The following is a 21340-nucleotide window of genomic DNA, read 5'->3' on the forward strand; positions in this document are numbered from 1 at the left end:
TTGTTTTACTTTCTCAGTAAAAGCCCCCAAAGTAGAAAACTGTGACTGTTATCATTCAATTTAAAAATTAAAAACCGTTCAGATGGAGCGGTTTTTTTATTTAAACAATAAAACGTACGTTCGCTTATTTCTGGATACTTGTGCGTAGCTATGTTAAAATATGTCTAAGAGTTTTAAGGAACGGGGAGGAACCAAATGAGTAAAGATTTTGAATTACATTCCGCATATCAACCGAGTGGCGACCAGCCTGCAGCGATTAAAGAACTGGTTGAAGGCGTTAGACAAAATAAACAGCATCAAACACTTCTTGGCGCAACAGGAACGGGGAAAACTTTTACGATTTCAAACGTTATCAAAGAGGTGAAAAAGCCGACGCTGATCATTGCGCATAATAAAACGCTCGCAGGTCAACTTTACAGTGAGTTTAAGGAGTTTTTTCCAAATAATGCTGTCGAGTATTTCGTCAGCTATTATGATTATTACCAACCGGAAGCGTATGTGCCACAAACCGATACCTACATTGAAAAGGACGCCAGCATCAATGATGAAATCGATAAACTGCGGCACTCTGCCACTTCCTCATTGTTTGAACGAGATGATGTAATTATTATTGCATCCGTTTCTTGTATCTATGGCTTGGGGAACCCGGAAGAGTATCGTGAAATGGTTGTGTCCATTCGTACAGGGATGGAAATTGAACGCAACCAGCTGCTCCGCAAACTGGTAGATATCCAGTATGAACGAAATGATATAAATTTCACGCGTGGTACCTTTAGAGTGCGCGGAGATGTAGTCGAAATTTTCCCTGCATCTCGAGATGAACACTGTATCCGTATTGAATTTTTCGGGGATGAAGTTGACCGCATTAGAGAAGTAGATGCGTTGACAGGCGAAGTACTTGGAGATAGAGAACATATTGCTATTTTCCCAGCATCCCACTTCGTTACGCGTGAGGAGAAATTATTAAAAGCAATAGATAATATTGAAGTAGAACTGAAAGATCAATTAAAACATATGCGAGAAGAAGACAAGCTGCTTGAAGCACAGCGATTAGAGCAACGAACGAATTACGACTTGGAAATGATGCGCGAAATGGGCTTCTGCTCTGGCATAGAAAACTATTCAAGGCATCTTACATTGCGCCCGGCTGGTGTTACACCTTATACATTGCTTGATTACTTCCCGGAAGACTTTCTGCTTGTTATTGATGAAAGTCATGTTACATTGCCGCAAATCCGTGGTATGTATAATGGAGACCAAGCACGCAAAAACGTACTAGTAGAACACGGATTCCGCTTGCCGTCCGCACTTGATAACAGGCCGCTGAAATTTGAAGAATTTGAGAAACATATTCATAACGCAATTTATGTTTCGGCAACGCCTGGTCCTTATGAATTGGAACATACACCTGAGATGGCTGAACAAATTATTCGCCCGACTGGCTTGCTTGATCCAGAAATCGATGTACGCCCAATCGAAGGCCAAATCGATGACCTAATGGATGAAATTCAAAATAGAATTCAACGGAATGAACGTGTACTCATTACGACGCTTACGAAAAAAATGTCGGAGGATTTAACCGATTATTTAAAAGAGATGGGCATCAAGGTACAGTATTTGCACTCTGAAATAAAAACGTTAGAGCGTATTGAGATTATTCGCGAGCTGCGTGTAGGAACATATGATGTACTAGTCGGTATTAACTTGCTTCGTGAAGGACTAGACATTCCGGAAGTTTCGCTTGTCGCTATTTTAGATGCGGATAAAGAAGGTTTCCTTCGTTCAGAACGTTCTTTAATCCAAACAATCGGTCGTGCTGCTCGAAATGCCAATGGGCATGTCATTATGTATGCTGATCGCATTACAGATTCAATGGCAAAAGCACTCGAGGAAACGGAACGCCGTCGTACAATTCAAATGGAATATAATGAAAAACACAATATTACACCTAAAACTATACAAAAAGAAATTCGGGATGTGATTCGCGCAACACAAGCTGCGGAGGAACCTGAATCATATTTGACAAAGGCAACCCAAGGCAAAAAGCTTACGAAGGCGGAAAAAATCACATTGCTTGAATCATTAGAGACAGAAATGAAGGATGCTGCAAAAGCGCTTGATTTTGAGCGGGCAGCAGAATTAAGAGACACTATTTTGGAATTGAAGTCGGAAGGATGACCAATTTGAAAAATCAAGAGATTGTAGTACAAGGTGCCAGAGCAAATAATTTAAAAAATATAGATGTGACCATTCCAAGAGACCAATTAGTCGTGATTACTGGTTTGTCGGGTTCAGGGAAATCCTCTCTCGCTTTTGATACGATTTATGCGGAAGGTCAAAGGCGTTATGTTGAGTCGCTGTCATCTTATGCACGGCAATTTTTAGGTCAGATGGACAAGCCGGATGTAGATGCGATAGAAGGCTTATCGCCTGCCATATCAATCGATCAAAAAACAACAAGCCGAAATCCACGTTCAACAGTCGGAACGGTAACGGAGATTTATGATTACCTGCGATTGCTTTTTGCTCGTGTCGGAAAACCAATCTGTCCAAAGCATGGTATTGAAATTACTTCTCAAACCATTGAACAAATGGTGGATCGCATTAAGCAGTATCCTGAGCGTACCAAGCTTCAACTGCTTGCACCCATGATCCAAGGGAGAAAGGGCACACATGTAAAACTTTTAGAGGATCTAAAAAAACAGGGGTTTGTTCGTGCACGAATAGATGGTGAACTCCGCGATTTAGACGATAATATTGAATTAGACAAGAATAAAAAACATACGATTGAAGTGGTCATAGACCGTATCGTTTTAAAAGAAGGCGTCGAGGCACGTATAAGCGATTCATTAGAAACAGCGTTAAGGCTTGCAGAAGGCCGTGTAGTAGTCGATGTGATGGAACATGAAGAACTGTTATTCAGCGAACATCACGCTTGTCCTATTTGTGGCTTTTCAATCGGCGAATTAGAACCGAAAATGTTCTCCTTCAACAGCCCGTTTGGTGCATGTGCAAGATGTGACGGTCTTGGCTCTAAACTAGTAGTAGATAAAGAATTAGTCATACCAGACTGGGATTTGACATTGGATGAAGGAGCCATTGCTCCATGGATTCCAACAAGCTCACAATTCTATCCGCAATTATTGAAAGCTGTTTGCTACCATTACGGCATCCCAATGGATGTGCCGGTAAAAGAGCTATCAAGTGAACAAATGGATAAGATATTGAATGGATCGGGAAATGATAGTATTCACTTCCACTATGAAAATGAATTCGGAAGCGTACGAGACCAAAATATTTTCTTTGAAGGTGTGTTAAGAAATGTAGAACGACGCTACAAAGAAACTAGCTCGGATTATGTACGTGAGCAAATGGAAAAATACATGGTACAGCAACCGTGCCCATCATGTCACGGTCATCGTTTAAAACCCGAATCATTAGCTGTAAAGATCAATGGTATGCATATTGGTGAAGTAACAGAGCTATCTGTAAAAGAAGCATTCCAACTATTTAAAGAACTAGAGCTATCGGAAAAAGATATGCAGATTGCCCGGTTGATTTTAAGAGAGATTCAAGAGCGATTAAGCTTTTTAATCAATGTTGGTTTGGATTATCTAACATTAAACCGTGCAGCAGGCACATTATCGGGCGGGGAGGCACAGCGTATTCGTCTCGCCACTCAAATTGGCTCTCGGTTAACTGGTGTGTTATATATCCTAGATGAGCCGTCAATTGGCCTACATCAGCGCGATAATGACCGTCTAATCGCTACATTGCAAAGCATGAGAGATCTGGGCAACACATTGATTGTTGTTGAGCATGATGAGGATACAATGATGGCCGCTGATTATTTAATCGATGTAGGACCTGGCGCAGGAGCACATGGCGGTGAAATTGTTGCTGCCGGTACACCGCAGGAGGTTATGCATAATCCGCATTCATTGACAGGGAAATATTTAAGCGGCGAGAAATTTATCCCATTGCCAATTGAACGGAGAACCCCTGATGGCCGCTATATCAAGATTAAAGGGGCAAGAGAAAACAATTTGAAAAATGTAAAAGTAGATATTCCATTAGGCGTATTTGTTGCGGTAACTGGTGTTTCTGGATCTGGGAAGAGTACGTTAGTCAATGAAATTCTATATAAAACGCTCGCTCATAAATTGAACCGCGCCAAGATTAAGCCTGGCGAAGTGAAAGAAATAGAAGGGATCGAGCAGTTAGAAAAAGTGATAGATATTGACCAGTCACCAATCGGTAGAACGCCACGTTCTAACCCAGCAACATATACAGGGGTATTTGATGATATTCGAGATGTGTTCGCTTCTACAAATGAAGCGAAAGTACGCGGTTATAAAAAAGGACGCTTTAGCTTTAATGTCAAAGGCGGACGCTGTGAAGCGTGTCGTGGAGACGGGATCATCAAAATTGAGATGCATTTCTTGCCTGATGTTTACGTACCATGTGAAGTATGTCATGGCAAACGTTATAATCGGGAAACACTTGAGGTAAAATATAAAGACCAAAATATTTCAGATGTGCTCGAAATGACAGTTGAAAATGGCTTGGAATTCTTCAAAAACATCCCGCGTATTGCTAGAAAGCTGCAAACATTAGTTGATGTGGGATTAGGTTATATCAAACTTGGCCAACCAGCAACTACGTTATCCGGTGGGGAAGCGCAACGCGTTAAACTGGCATCTGAATTGCATAAACGGTCTAATGGAAAATCCATTTATATATTGGATGAACCGACAACAGGACTTCATGCAGATGATATTTCTCGTCTATTGAAAGTGTTACATCGACTTGTAGAGAATGGCGACACAGTGCTGGTTATCGAACATAATCTTGATGTAATAAAAACAGTTGACTACATTATAGATATGGGACCAGAAGGCGGAGATAAAGGTGGTACTGTTGTTGCTAAGGGAACGCCTGAGCAAGTAGCTGACACAGAAGGTTCATATACTGGATTTTATTTGAATCGTGTATTAGAACGTGATCGAGCCCGTATGGAAGCATCGCTCGAAAAAGCGCAGAAATAGTATTAGTAAAATGATTAAGATAGCATGACTGGAAATGGAGATTTATCTGTCATAGAGAGCTAAGTAAGCTTTGGCAGGTATATCTCCTTCCGCTATTATGAAACTTTTTGCCAGTGAATTCGTACATGTAGTAAGACGAATAATGGAGGGTGTTATTATGCAAGATGAACGTAAACGAATTTTGGATTTAGTCGAAAAAGGCACAATCACCGCCCAAGAAGCAATCGTACTATTTGAAAAACTTGAGCAGCCATCAAACATGAATCAACAGCCAAACGAAAATAAAGCAACAACTGATAGCAGCAAGACTGCTCCACAGAAAGAATATTTCGAAAATGAGTCGAAAAAAGAGAAGATGGCAAGTGACCAGTATGGGGAGCAGACAACTGAACAACGCCAATCGGGCAATGAAGATGAATTCTTTGAAGAAATACGAAAAGACTTCACACAATTTGGAACGAAATTGGTGAATTTAATGAACACTACTTTCTCGAAAGTGAAAGAATTCGATTTTGACAAAGGGTTTATGAGTTCTTCAGCCTCAGAAGAAAAAATAGAAGAGTTACAAAACGCTACGTTTTCTAATATTAGTATTGATATTCCCAATGGTAATATCGAGTTGATTCCAACGAACGAAGAGAGCGCGAAAATTGTATATCGAATTCGACCAACCATTGGAAAAATGTCGGATGACATATTAAATGAATTCAATCAAGGTGTAGTCAGCAAGGCAGATGATGATACATTACGAATTGTCTCTGCAACAAAAAAACTGCGCCTAGATGCTACTATTTACATTCCGGCAAAAAAATATGATTTCGTCACAATCCGCCAATTCAATGGAGGATTTAAAACAGCTAACATTGACATCGAACAAATAAAAGTCAAAACAATGAATGGTGGTATTGATTTCAAAAATGTTGGTTTCTACCAATTGGAAGCAGAAACTGCCAATGGCGCAATTGACCTACGTGATGTGAAAGGGAAAAAAGCAGAAGTAGAAACAGTCAATGGCCGCATTTATGTCGATGGCAAAATAGAAGAATTAGATGCGAAATCAGCTAATGGCCATGTCGTAGTGACGACTCGAACTGAAAAAGCAAAGAATATCCGTGCCCAAACAATTGCTGGTGCAGTGGAAATTTATATACCGAATAATACCTCCCTACAGGGTGAAGTCACTTCAAACTTAGGAAAAGTAGATGTGCGTCTACCGGATATCCAACGACAAAATGAACAAAATCAGTTCTTGCAAAAGAGTGTACAATTCTCAAAAGTAATTGAAGATACACAAACTCTGCTAGTTGAAGGGGAAACAAAAACTGGTTCAGTTATAGTTCGATATAACCTTTAAAAGTTATGGTAAGAAGACTGCTTTAAAAGAAAGCTTTAACGCTTTCTTTTGATGCAGTCTTTTTTTGCACATTAAATAACAAGTAAATAAAAAGAAACACCCAAGTAATAATTCACCTATTTGAAATACACTTGTAATGGTAGACAAATAGTGCCGTGATATAATAGAGTGGAAAATAGTCAAGTTTTACTAAAACATAGGTGGTCTAAATATGATAGAAATGAAGAATGTCTATAAAAAGTACCCCAATGGTATTGTAGCGCTGAATGGGCTCAATATAAGAATTAACCAAGGGGAGTTTGTTTATATTGTCGGTCCGAGCGGTGCTGGGAAATCGACTTTTATTAAGATGATGTATCGGGAAGAAAAAGCGTCATCAGGTGAAATTGTTGTGAATGGCATGAACCTGTCTAATTTGAAGAATAAAGAAGTTCCTTACTTAAGAAGGCAAATCGGCGTAGTCTTTCAAGATTTTAAGCTGCTGCCAAAGCTTACTGTCTTTGAGAACGTCGCATTTGCTCTTGAGGTAATTGAAGAACATCCGGAAAAAATACGGAAACGTGTGATGGATGTGTTGGATTTAGTGGGCTTAAAAAAGAAAGCGAGAATGTTTCCGGATGAATTATCGGGTGGCGAGCAACAACGCGTGTCGATTGCGAGATCCATTGTCAATTTACCAAAAGTAGTAATTGCCGATGAACCGACCGGAAACCTAGACCCTGATACATCTTGGGAGATTATGAGTTTATTTGAAGAGATTAATGCAAGAGGGACAACCATTATTATGGCGACGCACAATCGAGAAATCGTTAATAATATGAGGCGTCGTGTTGTTGCCATTGAAGGCGGACTAATTGTTCGTGATGAACGAGGAGGTGATTACGGCTATGAAATTTAACACCTTGTCGCGTCATTTACGAGAAAGCTTTAAATCAATTGCCAGAAATGGATGGATGACATTTGCTTCTGTCAGTGCCGTCACCGTAACCCTATTGCTTGTAGGAGTATTTATGGTGATTATGATGAACTTAAACAAAGTTGCCGATGATCTGGAAAACGATGTGGAGATCAAAGTACTCATCGATTTACAAGCAAATGAAAAAGATGAGAGCAATCTGCAAGATCAAATTAAGAACTTGCCAGGGGTAGAATCAATACGCTATTCATCAAAAGAGAGTGAATTAAGCGGTTTAGTGAAAGACTTTGGTAATGATTTAAGTTTATTTAAACAAAGTAATCCATTGCGAAATGTTCTTTATGTCAAAGCATCCAACCCTCAACAGACAGCGAAAATCGCTAAACAAATTGATAAGATGGATGGTACATATGAAGCGCTATACGGAAAAGGGAAAATCGAGAAGCTCTTCAATGTGTTAAACACAGGTAGAAATGTGGGGATTGTACTCATCATTGCCTTATTGCTGACTGCAATGTTCCTAATTTCGAATACTATCAAAATTACTATTTTTGCTCGAAGTAAAGAGATTGAAATCATGAAACTTGTAGGTGCTACAAACTGGTTTGTACGCATTCCTTTCTTACTAGAAGGGATTTGGCTAGGTATTTTAGGATCAATTATTCCGATTGTAGTTGTAACGCTTGCGTATGCAAATATCCATAGTGCGCTAGCGCCAAGATTAAAGGGAGAAGTGTTCGAATTGCTAAGCGTTTCTCCATTTATCATTGAGATAGATGCATTGATATTAGTAATGGGCGTAATCATCGGTATGTGGGGAAGTTTTATGTCTGTACGTAAATTCTTAAAAGTGTAAGTTAAGCCATAAATGTGCAATGTTGAGAGAGAAAGAATATCAGGGGGATTCGTGGTTGAACATGAAATCAAGGGCCTTAAAAGCTTTACTATGTACCACAATCGCATTTACTCTAGTATGGCCAACGATAAAGGTGCATGCAACATCTATCAAGGACTTAAATAGTAAACAGCAAAGAATGGACAAAGAAAAAAGTGAAATCCATTCAAAATTAGATGCAAAAACTTCTGAGATTAATCAACATCAAGCAACAATTGAGAATTATATGGACCAAATCGCTAGCCTTGATCGTAAACTTACTAAAACTGATTTGAAAATTGGTTCCGTGCTTGCGAAAGAACACAAGATGTCTAAAGCAATCAAACAATTAAGTGTATCGGTTGAAAGCATGCAGCAAACAATCAATCAACGTTCTGAATTGCTTGATAATCGTGCAAGGGCTCTTCAAGAAAACAATGGGAGTTTAAGCTATGTGACCCTTGTCTTACAATCACAAAGTTTAGGTGATTTTATTGACCGTGTAGGTGCTGTGAATACATTATTACAAGCAGATCGCCAAATTTTACGAGAACAACGCTACAAAAAGGAGCGTTTGGAAGAGAAACAGGCAGAGCTTGATGGGAAAGTAGAGAAGAAAAAAATCTACCGTGAACAATTAGAATTGCTTCGTAAATCGTATGATGAACAAATAATAGATAAAAATCGTATAATCGACAAACTGGAAGCAGAACAAAAAAAGCTGCAAACAGGGAAGAGACTCCTTGAAAAGGAATACTCAGAAGCTGTCACGATGAGTGAAAATGTGAAAAGAGAGATTGAAGAAGAACAGCAAAGACTAGCAAACCTAGCAGCACAAATGTCCTCTACGTCAAATGCAGCTACTTCGGCTGCTTCTCAAATGGAGACGGGCGAACTGCCCGAGGTCACGTTTGGAACATGGACAAAGCCGGCTGTAGGGCGGCTGACATCCAATCACGGTTGGCGGGATTTAGGTGAAGGTGCAGAATTTCACTATGGTATTGATCTTGCGAATAAAGAGGGCACCCCTGTAGTAGCAGCCTCCGATGGAGTAGTGTTTCGTGCTAGTCCCTTGTCTACCTACGGCAATGTGATCATGATGACACATTCCATTGAAGGACATATCTTTACGACAGTTTATGCACATTTAAGCCAATATAAGGTATCTGTTGGCGAAAGGGTTCATAAAGGCCAGGTGATTGGCTATATGGGGCATACAGGCCGCGCATACGGCAGCCACCTCCATTTTGAAATCCATACAACACCATGGGAAGGGCAAAAAGTAGGAGCGGTCAATCCTTTGCGGTATATCTCATTTTAAACATAATGAATTGGTTGCTGGCTATTTAGCCGGCAACTTTTTTATTTCCAATGTATCTATTCACACAGCATTCATAGCTTTTCAAATTAGATTGTGATAGCATTTTTAGTATGGTAACAAGCATAAATTCTTATAGATATGCAAAGCTGGAGGCGAAAAAGTGAAAAAGAAAGTTTTCGGTTTGCTGCTAGTCGCGGCATTAATTGTTTTTGCGCTCACGAACTTTTTAAAGTCGAAAATAACAGAAGCAGAAAAAATCGACACCTCATACACACAAGTAGAAACAAAAGAAGTAGAAGAGAGTGGAGTAGAAATCAGTCAATATGCTCCTGATTTTACGCTTAAGACTCTCGAAGGGAAAAAAGTGAAGCTATCAGATTATCGCGGCAAAAAAATAATCCTGAACTTCTGGACAACATGGTGTCCACCATGTAAAGAAGAGATACCACAAATGGAGAAGTATTATAAAAGCTTGAATAAAAAAGATAATGTAGAAATATTAGCGGTCAATTTGACTAGTGCTGATAAAAGTAAAGAGTATATTAAAGAGTTTGCCGAATCGTACGATATCACATACCCTATCTTATTAGATAAGAAAGGGGAACAGCAAAAGCAGTACGAAATAGTTAACATTCCTACAACCTATTTCATTAACGAAAAAGGACAAATTAAGCAGATAATTAAGGGTCCAATGGATAGGAAAATGATGGAATATGCAATGAGTTCCCTAAAATAATTTCAAAACATGTCCACCATTTTAGTTTTATTTCAGGACTCTCTCTCATATAGTGCAAAGATATGGGAGGGACTGAGATTAATGCGAAAATGGTGGCTTTATTTATTTATTAGTGTATTGGTATGCGGAGGGATTTTCTATTTCATGAAGTCCCAAAAAACAAAAGAAGCAGTGAAGGCTGAATCAACGACTTTAGAACCTGTTGGAGAAGCATATCAATTAATTCGCCAAGAGTCGGTTCATAGTACAACGGAAAAACAATTGGTTGAAGGCGCGATTACAGGTATGGCGGGCGCTTTGAAGGATCCATACAGCACCTACTATACAAAAGAAGAAGCAAAAATGCATAAGGAACAATTATCTGATGAACGTGTAGGGATAGGAGCAGAGATTACCCAAAGCCAAGGCCGGTTTATTGTCGTGTCGCCAATGAAAGGGTCACCAGCTGAGAAAGCTGGGCTTAAACCTTATGACGAAATCGTCCAAATAGATAAGCAAAGGGCAGAAGGAAAGTCATTAACTCAATTGCTTGCACTTATAAGGGGCGATGAGGGTACAACCCTTACCATGACAGTATTTAGGCCTTCAGAAAACCGACATGTAGATATCAAAATTACAAGAGGAGCAATTGCGCAAACATCTGTCAAAAGCAAGCTCATTGGGGTAAAAGACAAAAATATTGGTTATATCGCTATTTCTGTTTTTGGTGAAAAGACGGCAGAAGAATGGTACCAGCAAACAAGCGAACTAATGAAAAATAATATTCAAGCTTTAATCATTGATGTAAGAAGCAACCCTGGCGGATATCTCAAAAGTGTCGCACAAGTTATTGGAAGTGTCGTTAAACCGGATTCTACTTTCGCCTACATGGAAGATGCGATGGGCAATCAAGAGCCTTTAAAAGTCGCAAAAGATGATCTTGCGTTTGATTATGATGAAAAGTTAAAACAGCTGCCGATGGTCCTGCTGCAAGATGAGGGAAGTGCCTCTGCGAGTGAAGTGCTAAGTGGAGCGTTAAAAGAGTTAGATCGAGCAATTATTATTGGTGTTAAAAGTTTTGGGAAAGGTACTGTACAAGAAACTTGGCCATTATCTAATGGGGGCGAATTGAAGCTTTCTACGAATAAATGGCTGACGCCAAAAAGGGAATGGATTCATGGCAAGGGTATCCAAGCTGGAGTTGAAGTGGAACAAAATCCCCTATTTCATATGAAATTGCCACCAATCGCAGGGAAATTTAAAGAAGGAGATTTTGCAGATGATATCCAATCCATCCAAGAAGTATTAAAAACACAGGGCTACCAAATTAGCCGATTGGATGGGTATTATGACAAATCCACAGCAAAAGCTGTTCAACAGTATAGTGATAAACACAATCTGTCCGGCAAAAGTGAGATGAATGAGGAATTCTTAACAACCCTGCGTGAAGAGATGGTTCAATATAGAGAGAAAGAAGAAAATGATACGCAGCTCCAAATGGCGATTAGCTATATTAATCAAAAATTGAAATAGATGAGAAAGCCCTGTAGGTGAGCAGTCATGCTCGACCGCTTCCTACAGGGCTAATCTTGCAATTCTTGAGCCAGAAAGTGAAGAAGAGTAAACTATTGCTTTTCACCGCTTTTACATTCCCTAATATAAGATAAATGGTACATAATCATTAAAACACTTCGTTTTCAATCGGCTGTTTGATACAATGAAAGCACCATTATATTAACTGCCGGAGAATGAAAGGTGATGCAAAACGTATGTACATAGATGTAATCATGGAATTTATCAAAGGCATCGGCCGTTTCTTTTTAAATCCTTTATTATATATAGGAATCTTATTCGCTATTTTAATTGGCTATCAGCGTGTAAAATCAGAACGGAAATCCTTTAAGACACGAATTTTTTGGGGATGGTCTGAGACAATCCTTATGGTGAAAGAAGGCTGGTTGCCTGGAGTTATCATCTCAGCCATAAGCTTAATCGTAGGATTAACAGTTCCCATTCAATTTATTGTAATCAGTGCAGTCGTCGGCGTTATTTTAATCGCTGTTTTTTATTATCATGCAGCTTCTGCTGTTTATCCACTTGGCATCGCATTTGTTATCTTATGGTATACATATATTGCAGATGGCTCTTGGCACTTCTTGAAATGGGATGTGACAAGCCATTCTATGCATGTCGGGATGTTAAGTACGATTCCTATATTAATTGGGCTTGTGCTGGTCGCGGAAGGTGCTCTTGTCTTAAAGAACGCTGCTAAACTTGCTTCACCTAAAATATTAAAGTCTGAACGAGGTTTACCATCCGCTATCTACCTTGCCAAACGATTGTGGATGCTGCCTATTTTCTTCGTCATTCCGAGTGGAGCGATTCACGAATATGTTCCATATTGGCCGCAGTTTACGCTAGGAAGCAATACATTCTCACTAATTCTTGTACCGTTTGTCATTGGTTTCCAACAGAGATCAAGAAAGTTGTTGCCGGTACACTTTTATCCACAAGTAGGGAAAACAATTGAAATACTGGGCCTGCTTGTCTTAATTGAAGGAATTATTGCATACTTCTTTCCAATCATGGGAGTCGCAGCAGTATTTGTCGGTATAATTGGACGTATTTTTATTTCAATCCTATATTCATTAAGTGAACGCCATGGTACCTATGCCGTAACGCCCAAAGATAATGGTGTGATGGTTGCGGGGGTTTTGCCGGATTCCCCGGCTGCAGCTATGGGCATTCAAGTGGGTGAATGCATTCGTAAAGTCAATGGCATTCCGGTCTCAAATGAAGAAGAATTATATGAAGCGCTCCAAATAAATGCAGCTCATTGTCGACTAGAAGTGGTTGACCAGGACGGAGAAGTTCGGTTAAGGCAGCATGTCATTTATCGTCATGACCACTATCGAATTGGCTTGCTAGTAGTTCGATAGAAGATACATTGCAAGCAGAAGATTAAGCTAGAGTTAATTCTTAAAACTAGCATATATATAAATAGAAACATATCTATTATGACGGTTGCTGTCTGAAAGGACAGGCCGTCTTTTTGTATTTTGGAGAACAACATGTCGAAATTAAGGCAATCCTTTTGTCTCTCACCCCTGTACAAAGTGTTGTATAATAATTGGACTACCCCCCTATTAAGTTCAACGGGTAAATGTATATCGAAAATAGCAAAAAAGTTTCAACTGAATCGTAACGCAACTTATAAATGGCTATATTAGTCTTAACTATAAAAGTAAGATTTGTCGAAAGGGGCAATGACCGTGCCTGAATGGTTATCCATTGAGAAATTTCAGCTGCTTGCACAACATTATCGTTTAATTGGGACTCTACTAGCTATAGCCTTGCCATTCTTAGAGGCTTTTTTGCCGTTTTTGCCATTAGCGGCATTCGTGGTGGCGAATGCTAGCGCCTATGGATTATGGTGGGGATTTTTATTTTCGTGGGCAGGCGCAGTGTTAGGGGCTTACTCTGTATTTATTATTATCCGAAAGTTTGGCAGAAGCAAAATCCTGCGCTTTATTTCAAATCGTTCTGCTGTTCAAAAGCTTATACATTGGGTTGAATACCAAGGGTTCACCCCATTATTAATATTGCTTTGTTTTCCTTTCACCCCATCAGCTATTGTCAATGTGGTGGCGGGCTTATCCAAGCTTAAAAAGAAGAATTATTTAGTCACGGTGATGCTGGCAAAGCTAGTGATGATCTTTATTATTAGTTGGATAGGCTCAGATTTGCGAGCACTCATTACAAATCCTGTTAGGACAGGCTTGATTGTGGTCGTTCTGGTTCTCTTATGGTGGGGAGGAAAGCATGTCGAAGCGCGAATGAACAATAAAATGAAAGAAGAAATGAGAAATTCATCTAAATATGAACATAAATAGAACGCTAGTTCGTATTGTGCTATAATAAAGGAAAAGAAAGTGGGGGTTATGTATGTCACTGCGATTCATTACAGGCAGATCTGGATCGGGCAAAACAGCCCTGATTCAACAAGAAATTGTGGCGAAAGTGGAAGAGCAGCCAATTGGTTCGCCGATTTTTTTAATTGTGCCTGATCAGATGTCATTTTCAGCCGAGAGAGATATGACACACGAATATAGCATTAAAGGGCTTATTCGTGCACAAGTCACAACCTTTAAACGACTGGCATGGCGTGTTCTACAAGAAACAGGTGGGATTAGCCGCAAAGAAGTCAATGGCTTTGGCTATCGAATGCTGATCCGGAAATTGTTGGACCAACACAAAGAAGAATTTGCTCTGTTTAAGAAAGCTGCTGATAAACGGGGATTTACAGCTGAAATGGAGTCATTGCTAAAGGAATTTAGCAGATATAGTTTGGATAGTACAGCGCTAACAAATCTAATGGCTAGTTTTGCAGATGTAGATGCGCCTAAAACGCTACAGGATAAAATGCATGACTTACATTTGCTTGTAGGGGCAATAGAAGAATCATTGGGCACGACGTATGTTGATAGTGAGGGCTACTATCCATTGTTAGCGTCACAGCTGGGAAAATCACTTGCTATCCAACAGGCAGACATTTATATAGATGGCTTTACGGCATTTACTACACGAGAGTTAGAAGTCGTAGAGGAATTGCTAAAAACAGCGCGCCGCGTAACGGTTGTTTTACCAATGGAGTCTATTGCAGATGCAGAAGACGAGCATGCATTGTTCTATCAATCTTCAAGAACGTGCGCTAAATTAATTGAAATAGCGCAGGAAAATGGCGTTGAATTAGAACCGACTATCCATCAAAGAGAGCAACACAGATTTCAGACGGCTGATTTACGACATTTAGAAAGTCAGTTTGATGCATTCCCAGCACTTCAACAAGAGAGCGATGGCAGTGCGGAGATCATTGAAGCATCTAATCGTCGGGCAGAAGTTCATGCTGTTGCCCGAAAAATTCATGGGCTTGTCCATGAGGATGGCATGCGTTATCGTGATATGGCAATTCTTTATCGCCAACAAGATGTCTATGATCCCCTAATCCACACGATCTTTCCTCAATATGATCTGCCATACTTTGTTAGCCAAAAAAAGCCGATGCTTCATCATCCGCTGATTGAATTAAGCCGATCAGCTTTGGAAGCTATCCAATCTGGCTGGCAGTATGAGCCTATTTTCCGTGCCGTCAAAACAGATTTATTTTTCCCAATGAATGCAGAAAAGCAAATATGGCGAGAAAGAGCGGACTTACTTGAAAATTTTGTTTTGGCAAAAGGTATATACGGAAAACGCTGGTTTGAAGATGATCGCTGGCTCTATAAAAAATATCGCGGTCTGGAATTATATACGGCCAATCAAACAGACGAAGAACGAGCGTATCAACAGGAGATAGAATTGGTACGTGAAAAAATACGTGTCCCATTGAAATCGTTGGAAACGGAATTGCAAGAAGCCGTTACTGGGAGAGATATCGCCACAGCCATTTATCGTTTCATGGAGACGCTAGAAGTATTTGATAAGCTGCAAACGTTAAAGGACTATGAAATTGAAAAAGGACGTTTACTGGAAGCAAGTGAGCATGAACAAGCATGGAAAAATTGGGTGGATATCCTAGACCAGTTTGTTCTTCTTTTTGGCGATCAGCCTATGAATTTGGAAGAAGCCTTTGAGATTTTAGATGAAGGCTTTGATACATTGGAGTTCTCAAGAATTCCGCCTTCTATAGACCAAATAACAATAGCATCAGCTGATATAGCTCGTTTAACACATGTTAAGGCAGTTTTTGTGATTGGCGTAAATGATGGTGTGTATCCAAAACGGCTCGATTATGAAGGGATATTGGCAGACAGCGAACGTGAGTGGTTTTCAAGACTTGGGCATGAAATCGCACCAACCTCTAAAACTCGCTTGTTAGAAGAAGAATTTATCACCTACCATGCATTTACTATGCAATCCCATCGTTTGTTTGTTTCTTATGCGATGGCTGATGAAGAAAGCAAGGCACTGCTACCGTCTTTGTATATCAAACGCTTGGAAGATCAACTGAAAAACATACGTAAAACAATGGCGCTTATTGATCCGACCGAATCGACTGAGGCTTTTGATATTATGTCATATATTGTGCATCCGCGTACGTCGCTTGCGTATTTAATGAAAGGACTACGGATGCAACAGGAGCATGGAGAGTTAAGTCCTGAATGGTTAGCGCTTCAACAGTATTATGAGAAGGATCCTTATTGGAGAACCATTTTAGAGCGCTTAATGCGTCCATTAAAAACGCATGGGCAGGCTGAACCTTTAACAGCTGAAATGACAGAGGCCCTTTATGGATCTACATTAACTTCCAGTGTATCGCGAATAGAGAAGTTTTATCGCTGTCCATTCTCCCATTTTTCAATGTATGGATTAAATCTGGAGGAAAGAGCAGAGTATCGCTTAGAAACACCTACAATCGGCGATCTTTTTCATGCTGCTTTGAAATGGATTAGTGAAGAAACGGATTGTCTGCACCTCTCATGGAGCCAATTAACGAATGAGCAATGTGCGCATTTAGCTAAAAAAGCTGTTGAAGAAATATCGCCACTTTTATATCACCAAATTTTATTAAGCAATGCACGCTACCGCTATATTGCTCGAAAGTTGACCTATATCGTACAACGTACACTGCAATCGCTAAGCCAGCATGCAAGAGTGTCGGGCTTTAAACCCATTGCGATTGAAGCAGCTTTTGGGCCGAATGAGCCTTTGCCACCACTTGTTATTCAGTTGGACAACAATAAGAAAATGCAAATGCGCGGCCGAATTGACCGTGTGGATGCAACAACCATTGACGGTAAACCGTATATACGCGTTGTCGATTATAAATCATCTGCCCGCAAGCTGGATTTAAATGAAGTTTACTATGGACTATCTTTACAGATGCTGACATACCTAGATGTGGCCATTACGAATTCAGAGGAATGGCTTCCGGTCCATGCCGAAGCTGGCGGCGTTCTTTATATTCATGTTCACAACCCAATGCTAAGCGCATCTAATAGCTTATCAATAGAAGAAGCCGAAACTGAGCGTTTAAAGGAATTTAAAATGCGTGGCCTATTATTAAATGATTCTCAATCAATCCTTGCGATGGACGAAAATCTTGCTGAGAGTGGAGGATATTCCAAGGTCGTGCCTGTTTATGTCAAAAAAGACGGCAATGCATCTCCCGGTATGTCATCCATCATAGCGCCAGATGATATGAGTTCACTTACACACTTTATTCGGAGTAAGCATAAAAAGGCAGGCCAGGAAATTTTGGAAGGCAAAACGGACATAAGCCCATTCAAGATGAATCAGCGTACCGCATGCGAGTTCTGTTCATTTAAAAGTGTATGTCAATTTGATACAACAGACCCAGCGCAGCATTATCGCCAATTATCGCTGGATAAGCCTGAACAAGTAATTGAAAAGATACGAAAGGAGAGTGGTCACGATGACCTCAGCCATACCTAAAAAGCCGGACGATGCGACATGGACGGACGAACAGTGGAAAGCCATATGGGCAACTGGACAAGATATCCTAGTCTCTGCAGCAGCAGGGTCAGGTAAAACGGCAGTATTGATTAATCGGATGATTGAGAAAGTCATTTCATCTGACCATCCCATTGACGTTGATCAGCTGCTTGTTGTTACATTCACAAATGCATCTGCGGCAGAAATGAGACATCGTATGGCCGATGCGCTTGAGAAGGAAATTAAGAAAGACCCTACTTCTAAGCATTTGCGCAGGCAATTAAGTCTGATTAATAAAGCGCAGATTTCTACACTGCATTCGTTTTGCTTAAATATCGTGCGGCAATATGCATATTTACTGAACATAGACCCAGGTTTTCGCATTGCAGATGAAACAGAAGCAGCATTGCTAAAGGATGATATTCTCGCGCAAGTGCTAGAAGCGGCCTATGACGGTGAATATGCAGAGCGTGTCTACCGGTTAGTGGATAGTTTTACATCCGATCGAGATGACCAGGCGATTGAAGTGCTCATTTCTAAGTTATATGAAATGTCTCGCGTCAATCCAGAGCCATCTAAATGGCTTTTGGCCTTGCCAGAGCAATATACCATTGCAGATGATGCTGTTGTAGATGATTTGCCTTTCATTCCATATGTGAAAAAGGCCATTTTGCATGATATTGATGGGGCTATCCACATTGCCCAAGAAATCCGTCAGCTTGCACTGTTGCCAGATGGGCCTTATGCGTATGGGGAAACAGCAGAAAAAGATTTAGTGCTGCTTCAAGAGGCAAGAGCTCTTGTTAGTGAGAGAAGCTGGCAGGAGGCTCATTCATTCTTCCAAAAGGCTAAACTAGACAGAGCGAAAGCCCAAAAGAAGGGTAGCTGTGATGAAGAACTGCTAGAAATGGCAAAAGCGAAACGTAAGCAAGTAAAAGAAATGTTTGAAAAGCCAGTTGAAAAGTATTTTCAGCGTTCTCCAGAAAGGCTGCTTGATGAAATTCGCTTTATGAAGCCGATGATTGCAACGTTGGTAGAGCTGGCTTTACAATTTAGCGAAATGTATGGAGCAGCTAAAAGCTCAAAGGGATTAGTAGACTTTTCAGATTTAGAACACTACGCATTAGCTATTTTAACGGAAGACGTGGATGGCGAAATGGTGCCTTCGTCGGTTGCACTTGATTATCGGGCCCATTTTAAAGAAGTGTTAATTGATGAATACCAAGATGTCAATTTTCTTCAAGAGACCATCCTACAGCTCATCAAAACAGGTGAAGCATCAAACGGCAACATGTTTATGGTCGGTGATGTGAAGCAGGCCATCTATCGATTCCGCTTAGCAGAACCAACTCTATTTCTTCATAAGTATCTAGCTTACAATGAGGGGGAGAATTCAGGCCTCCGTATAGACTTGAACGCTAACTTCCGTAGTCGTCCACAAGTGTTGCATGGAACAAACTATGTTTTTAAACAAATCATGGGCGAGGAAGTAGGAGAAGTGGTTTATGATGAAGCTGCCGCTTTAAAACCACAAGCACCTTATGACGAAAAAGAAATGCCAATTGAATTGGCTATTTTATATACCGAAGAGAATGAGGATGAAAGCGGTTCGCAAGCATCCGAGGAAGAAGAGTTAAAGAAATCCCAGCAAGAAGCTAGATTTATGATTAAAGAAATTAGACGCATGATGGATTCAGGTATGACAGTAATGGATCCGTGGACCAAAAAAGAAAGACCCATCGAGTATAGGGATTTTGTCATTCTAATGCGTTCAATGACTTGGTCTGCAGATTTGGTGGATGAGTTTAAGGCAGCGGAGATCCCATTGTATGCGGAGATTTCAAAAGGTTATTTTGAAGCACTTGAAGTCATGATTATGTTAAACACCTTAAAAACAATCGATAATCCTTATCAAGATATTCCGTTTGTATCGGTTTTAAGAGCACCTTTTGTGGGTCTTACTGAAAATGAATTGGCCAAAATTCGCCTTGCACAACCGAAGGCATCATTCTACGAAGCGCTTAAACAATTCGTGCGTAGTGAAGGAGCCGGGTTAAACGCCAATACTGCCTCGAAGTTACAGCGTTTCTTATTGCAACTAGAGGATTGGCGAGATTTGGCAAGACGCGGATCTCTGGCTGATTTGATATGGCGCGTTTATATGGATACAAATTATTATGAGATGGTCGGAGCTATGTCAAATGGCAAGCAAAGGCAGGCGAATCTCCGTGCGTTACATGATCGGGCTATAGCTTATGAAAAAACGTCATTCCGAGGTCTTTTCCGCTTCTTACGTTTTGTAGAGCGCATGCGGTTGCGGGGAAATGACTTAGGAACTGCTAAAGCTATCAGTGAGAAGGAAAATGTTGTTCGTCTCATGACCATCCATTCATCTAAAGGCCTAGAGTTTCCTTTTGTTTTTGTAGCAGGGCTTGGCCGTGAATTTAATAAAATGGATTTCCATTTGCCTTACTTATTTGACCAAGAATTTGGCTTAGCTGTGAAGATGATTGATCCAGAAAAGAGAATCCAGTACACATCTCTGCCTTTCCTTGCGATGGTAGAAAAGAAAACACTAGAAATGAAATCAGAAGAGATGCGTATTCTGTATGTAGCCATGACAAGGGCGAAGGAGAAGCTTTTCTTACTTGGAACGATTAAAGATTGGGAGAAAGCGAAGAAACAGTGGACGGATTCAGCACAGCTGCCAGATGGAGAAATGCTTCCGGACTACCTTCGCGCAAAAGCAAAAAGCTATTTAGATTGGATCGGACCGGCATTTGCAAGACATCCTCATTTCAAAGGAGAAGAGGTAGGGGCAGAACAATCTCAATGGAAATTAAATGTTTTGCATGTGAATGATTTGTATGAAACTGAGGTAGAGAAAGTAGAAGAGGATAAAGAATCTTTACCAGAAGCGGAAGTAAATCCGGCAATGGTTGCAGAGATCGAAAGACGCTTTGACGAACCTTACGCATATGAACGAGCGATTGCTAAACGTTCCAAAACATCTGTCAGTGAATTAAAGAGACTGCAGCAGCTACAATCACAAGAAGAGCCAGAGCTCTTTACGAGCAGCACGCCAAATCAGCAAAGAGTAGCACAAAGGCCTGCATTTTTACAGCAGCAATCTCTGACAGCAGCAGAAACGGGGACAGCTATCCATACAGTGATGCAGCATATCCCAAAAGAAGGTCTTCATAGCGAAGAAACGGTACGCAGGTTTGTGGATTCTTTAGTGGAGCGCCAACTGTTAACAGAAGAAGAAGCGAAAGCTGTGAAACCGAACAAGATTATCGACTTCTTTAAAAGTGAAACAGGCATCCGCTTTATGAATGCGCAAGAGCTTCATCGAGAAATGCCTTTCACGCTAAGTCTTGCAGACAATGAGGGAGATACGCAGGTTGTGCAGGGGGTAATCGACTGCCTGTTAAAAGATGCAACTGGGAAGTGGATTTTGCTCGATTATAAGACGGATCGACTTTTGCCCCATATGCAATCAATAGAGGGCTTGCGTACTGAAATGGTTAAGCGATATGAAGTGCAGCTTTCACTCTATAAAAAAGCAATAGAAGAGATATTGAAGATTGAGATTGCAGAGAAAGTGATTTACGCATTTAATGCTAATCACTCTATACAATTATAGGAGGAATAGAC

12 protein-coding genes are annotated in these 21340 nt (G+C 40.4%); all 12 read left to right on the plus strand.

The window, feature by feature from the left end; all coding sequences use genetic code 11:
* Positions 1-195: 195 nt before the first annotated feature.
* Complete coding sequence (gene uvrB / locus AC6CHJ_RS02680) at positions 196-2178, plus strand: excinuclease ABC subunit UvrB (protein WP_498287208.1); 1983 nt, start codon at positions 196-198, stop codon at positions 2176-2178.
* 5 nt (positions 2179-2183) lie between these two features.
* Positions 2184-5048 (plus strand): excinuclease ABC subunit UvrA, encoded by a 2865-nt coding sequence (uvrA, locus tag AC6CHJ_RS02685; protein ID WP_249775527.1) that lies wholly within the window; start codon positions 2184-2186, stop codon positions 5046-5048.
* A gap of 157 nt (positions 5049-5205) precedes the next feature.
* Positions 5206-6402: a DUF4097 family beta strand repeat-containing protein gene (locus tag AC6CHJ_RS02690; protein ID WP_392994951.1), complete on the plus strand. Its 1197-nt coding sequence runs from the start codon at positions 5206-5208 to the stop codon at positions 6400-6402.
* Between the two features lie 211 nt (positions 6403-6613).
* On the plus strand, positions 6614-7300 hold the full coding sequence (ftsE, locus tag AC6CHJ_RS02695; RefSeq protein ID WP_066784729.1) for a cell division ATP-binding protein FtsE: 687 nt from the start codon (positions 6614-6616) through the stop codon (positions 7298-7300).
* Positions 7290-8174 carry a permease-like cell division protein FtsX gene (gene ftsX / locus AC6CHJ_RS02700; RefSeq protein WP_066784732.1) on the plus strand — a complete coding sequence of 295 codons (885 nt, stop codon included), beginning with the start codon at positions 7290-7292 and terminating at the stop codon, positions 8172-8174. Before ftsE ends, ftsX begins: the two co-directional genes overlap by 11 nt.
* Before the next feature lie 61 nt (positions 8175-8235).
* Positions 8236-9513 carry a murein hydrolase activator EnvC family protein gene (locus AC6CHJ_RS02705; protein ID WP_498288505.1) on the plus strand — a complete coding sequence of 426 codons (1278 nt, stop codon included), beginning with the start codon at positions 8236-8238 and terminating at the stop codon, positions 9511-9513.
* Positions 9514-9673: 160 nt separating this feature from the next.
* A complete protein-coding gene (locus AC6CHJ_RS02710; RefSeq protein ID WP_184117514.1) occupies positions 9674-10249 on the plus strand; it encodes a peroxiredoxin family protein in 576 nt (191 codons plus the stop codon).
* Positions 10250-10330: 81 nt separating this feature from the next.
* Positions 10331-11761 carry a S41 family peptidase gene (locus tag AC6CHJ_RS02715; RefSeq protein ID WP_498287209.1) on the plus strand — a complete coding sequence of 477 codons (1431 nt, stop codon included), beginning with the start codon at positions 10331-10333 and terminating at the stop codon, positions 11759-11761.
* Between the two features lie 236 nt (positions 11762-11997).
* Positions 11998-13167 carry a PDZ domain-containing protein gene (locus AC6CHJ_RS02720; RefSeq protein ID WP_498287210.1) on the plus strand — a complete coding sequence of 390 codons (1170 nt, stop codon included), beginning with the start codon at positions 11998-12000 and terminating at the stop codon, positions 13165-13167.
* A gap of 327 nt (positions 13168-13494) precedes the next feature.
* A complete protein-coding gene (locus tag AC6CHJ_RS02725) occupies positions 13495-14121 on the plus strand; it encodes a TVP38/TMEM64 family protein (RefSeq protein ID WP_392994943.1) in 627 nt (208 codons plus the stop codon).
* Positions 14122-14173: 52 nt separating this feature from the next.
* Positions 14174-17683 carry a helicase-exonuclease AddAB subunit AddB gene (gene addB, locus AC6CHJ_RS02730; protein WP_498287211.1) on the plus strand — a complete coding sequence of 1170 codons (3510 nt, stop codon included), beginning with the start codon at positions 14174-14176 and terminating at the stop codon, positions 17681-17683.
* On the plus strand, positions 17664-21329 hold the full coding sequence (addA, locus tag AC6CHJ_RS02735) for a helicase-exonuclease AddAB subunit AddA (protein WP_498287212.1): 3666 nt from the start codon (positions 17664-17666) through the stop codon (positions 21327-21329). The genes addB and addA overlap by 20 nt, the downstream gene beginning before the upstream one ends.
* The last annotated feature ends 11 nt before the right edge of the window (positions 21330-21340 follow it).

The sequence above is a fragment of the Rummeliibacillus sp. GQ308 genome, assembly GCF_059759115.1.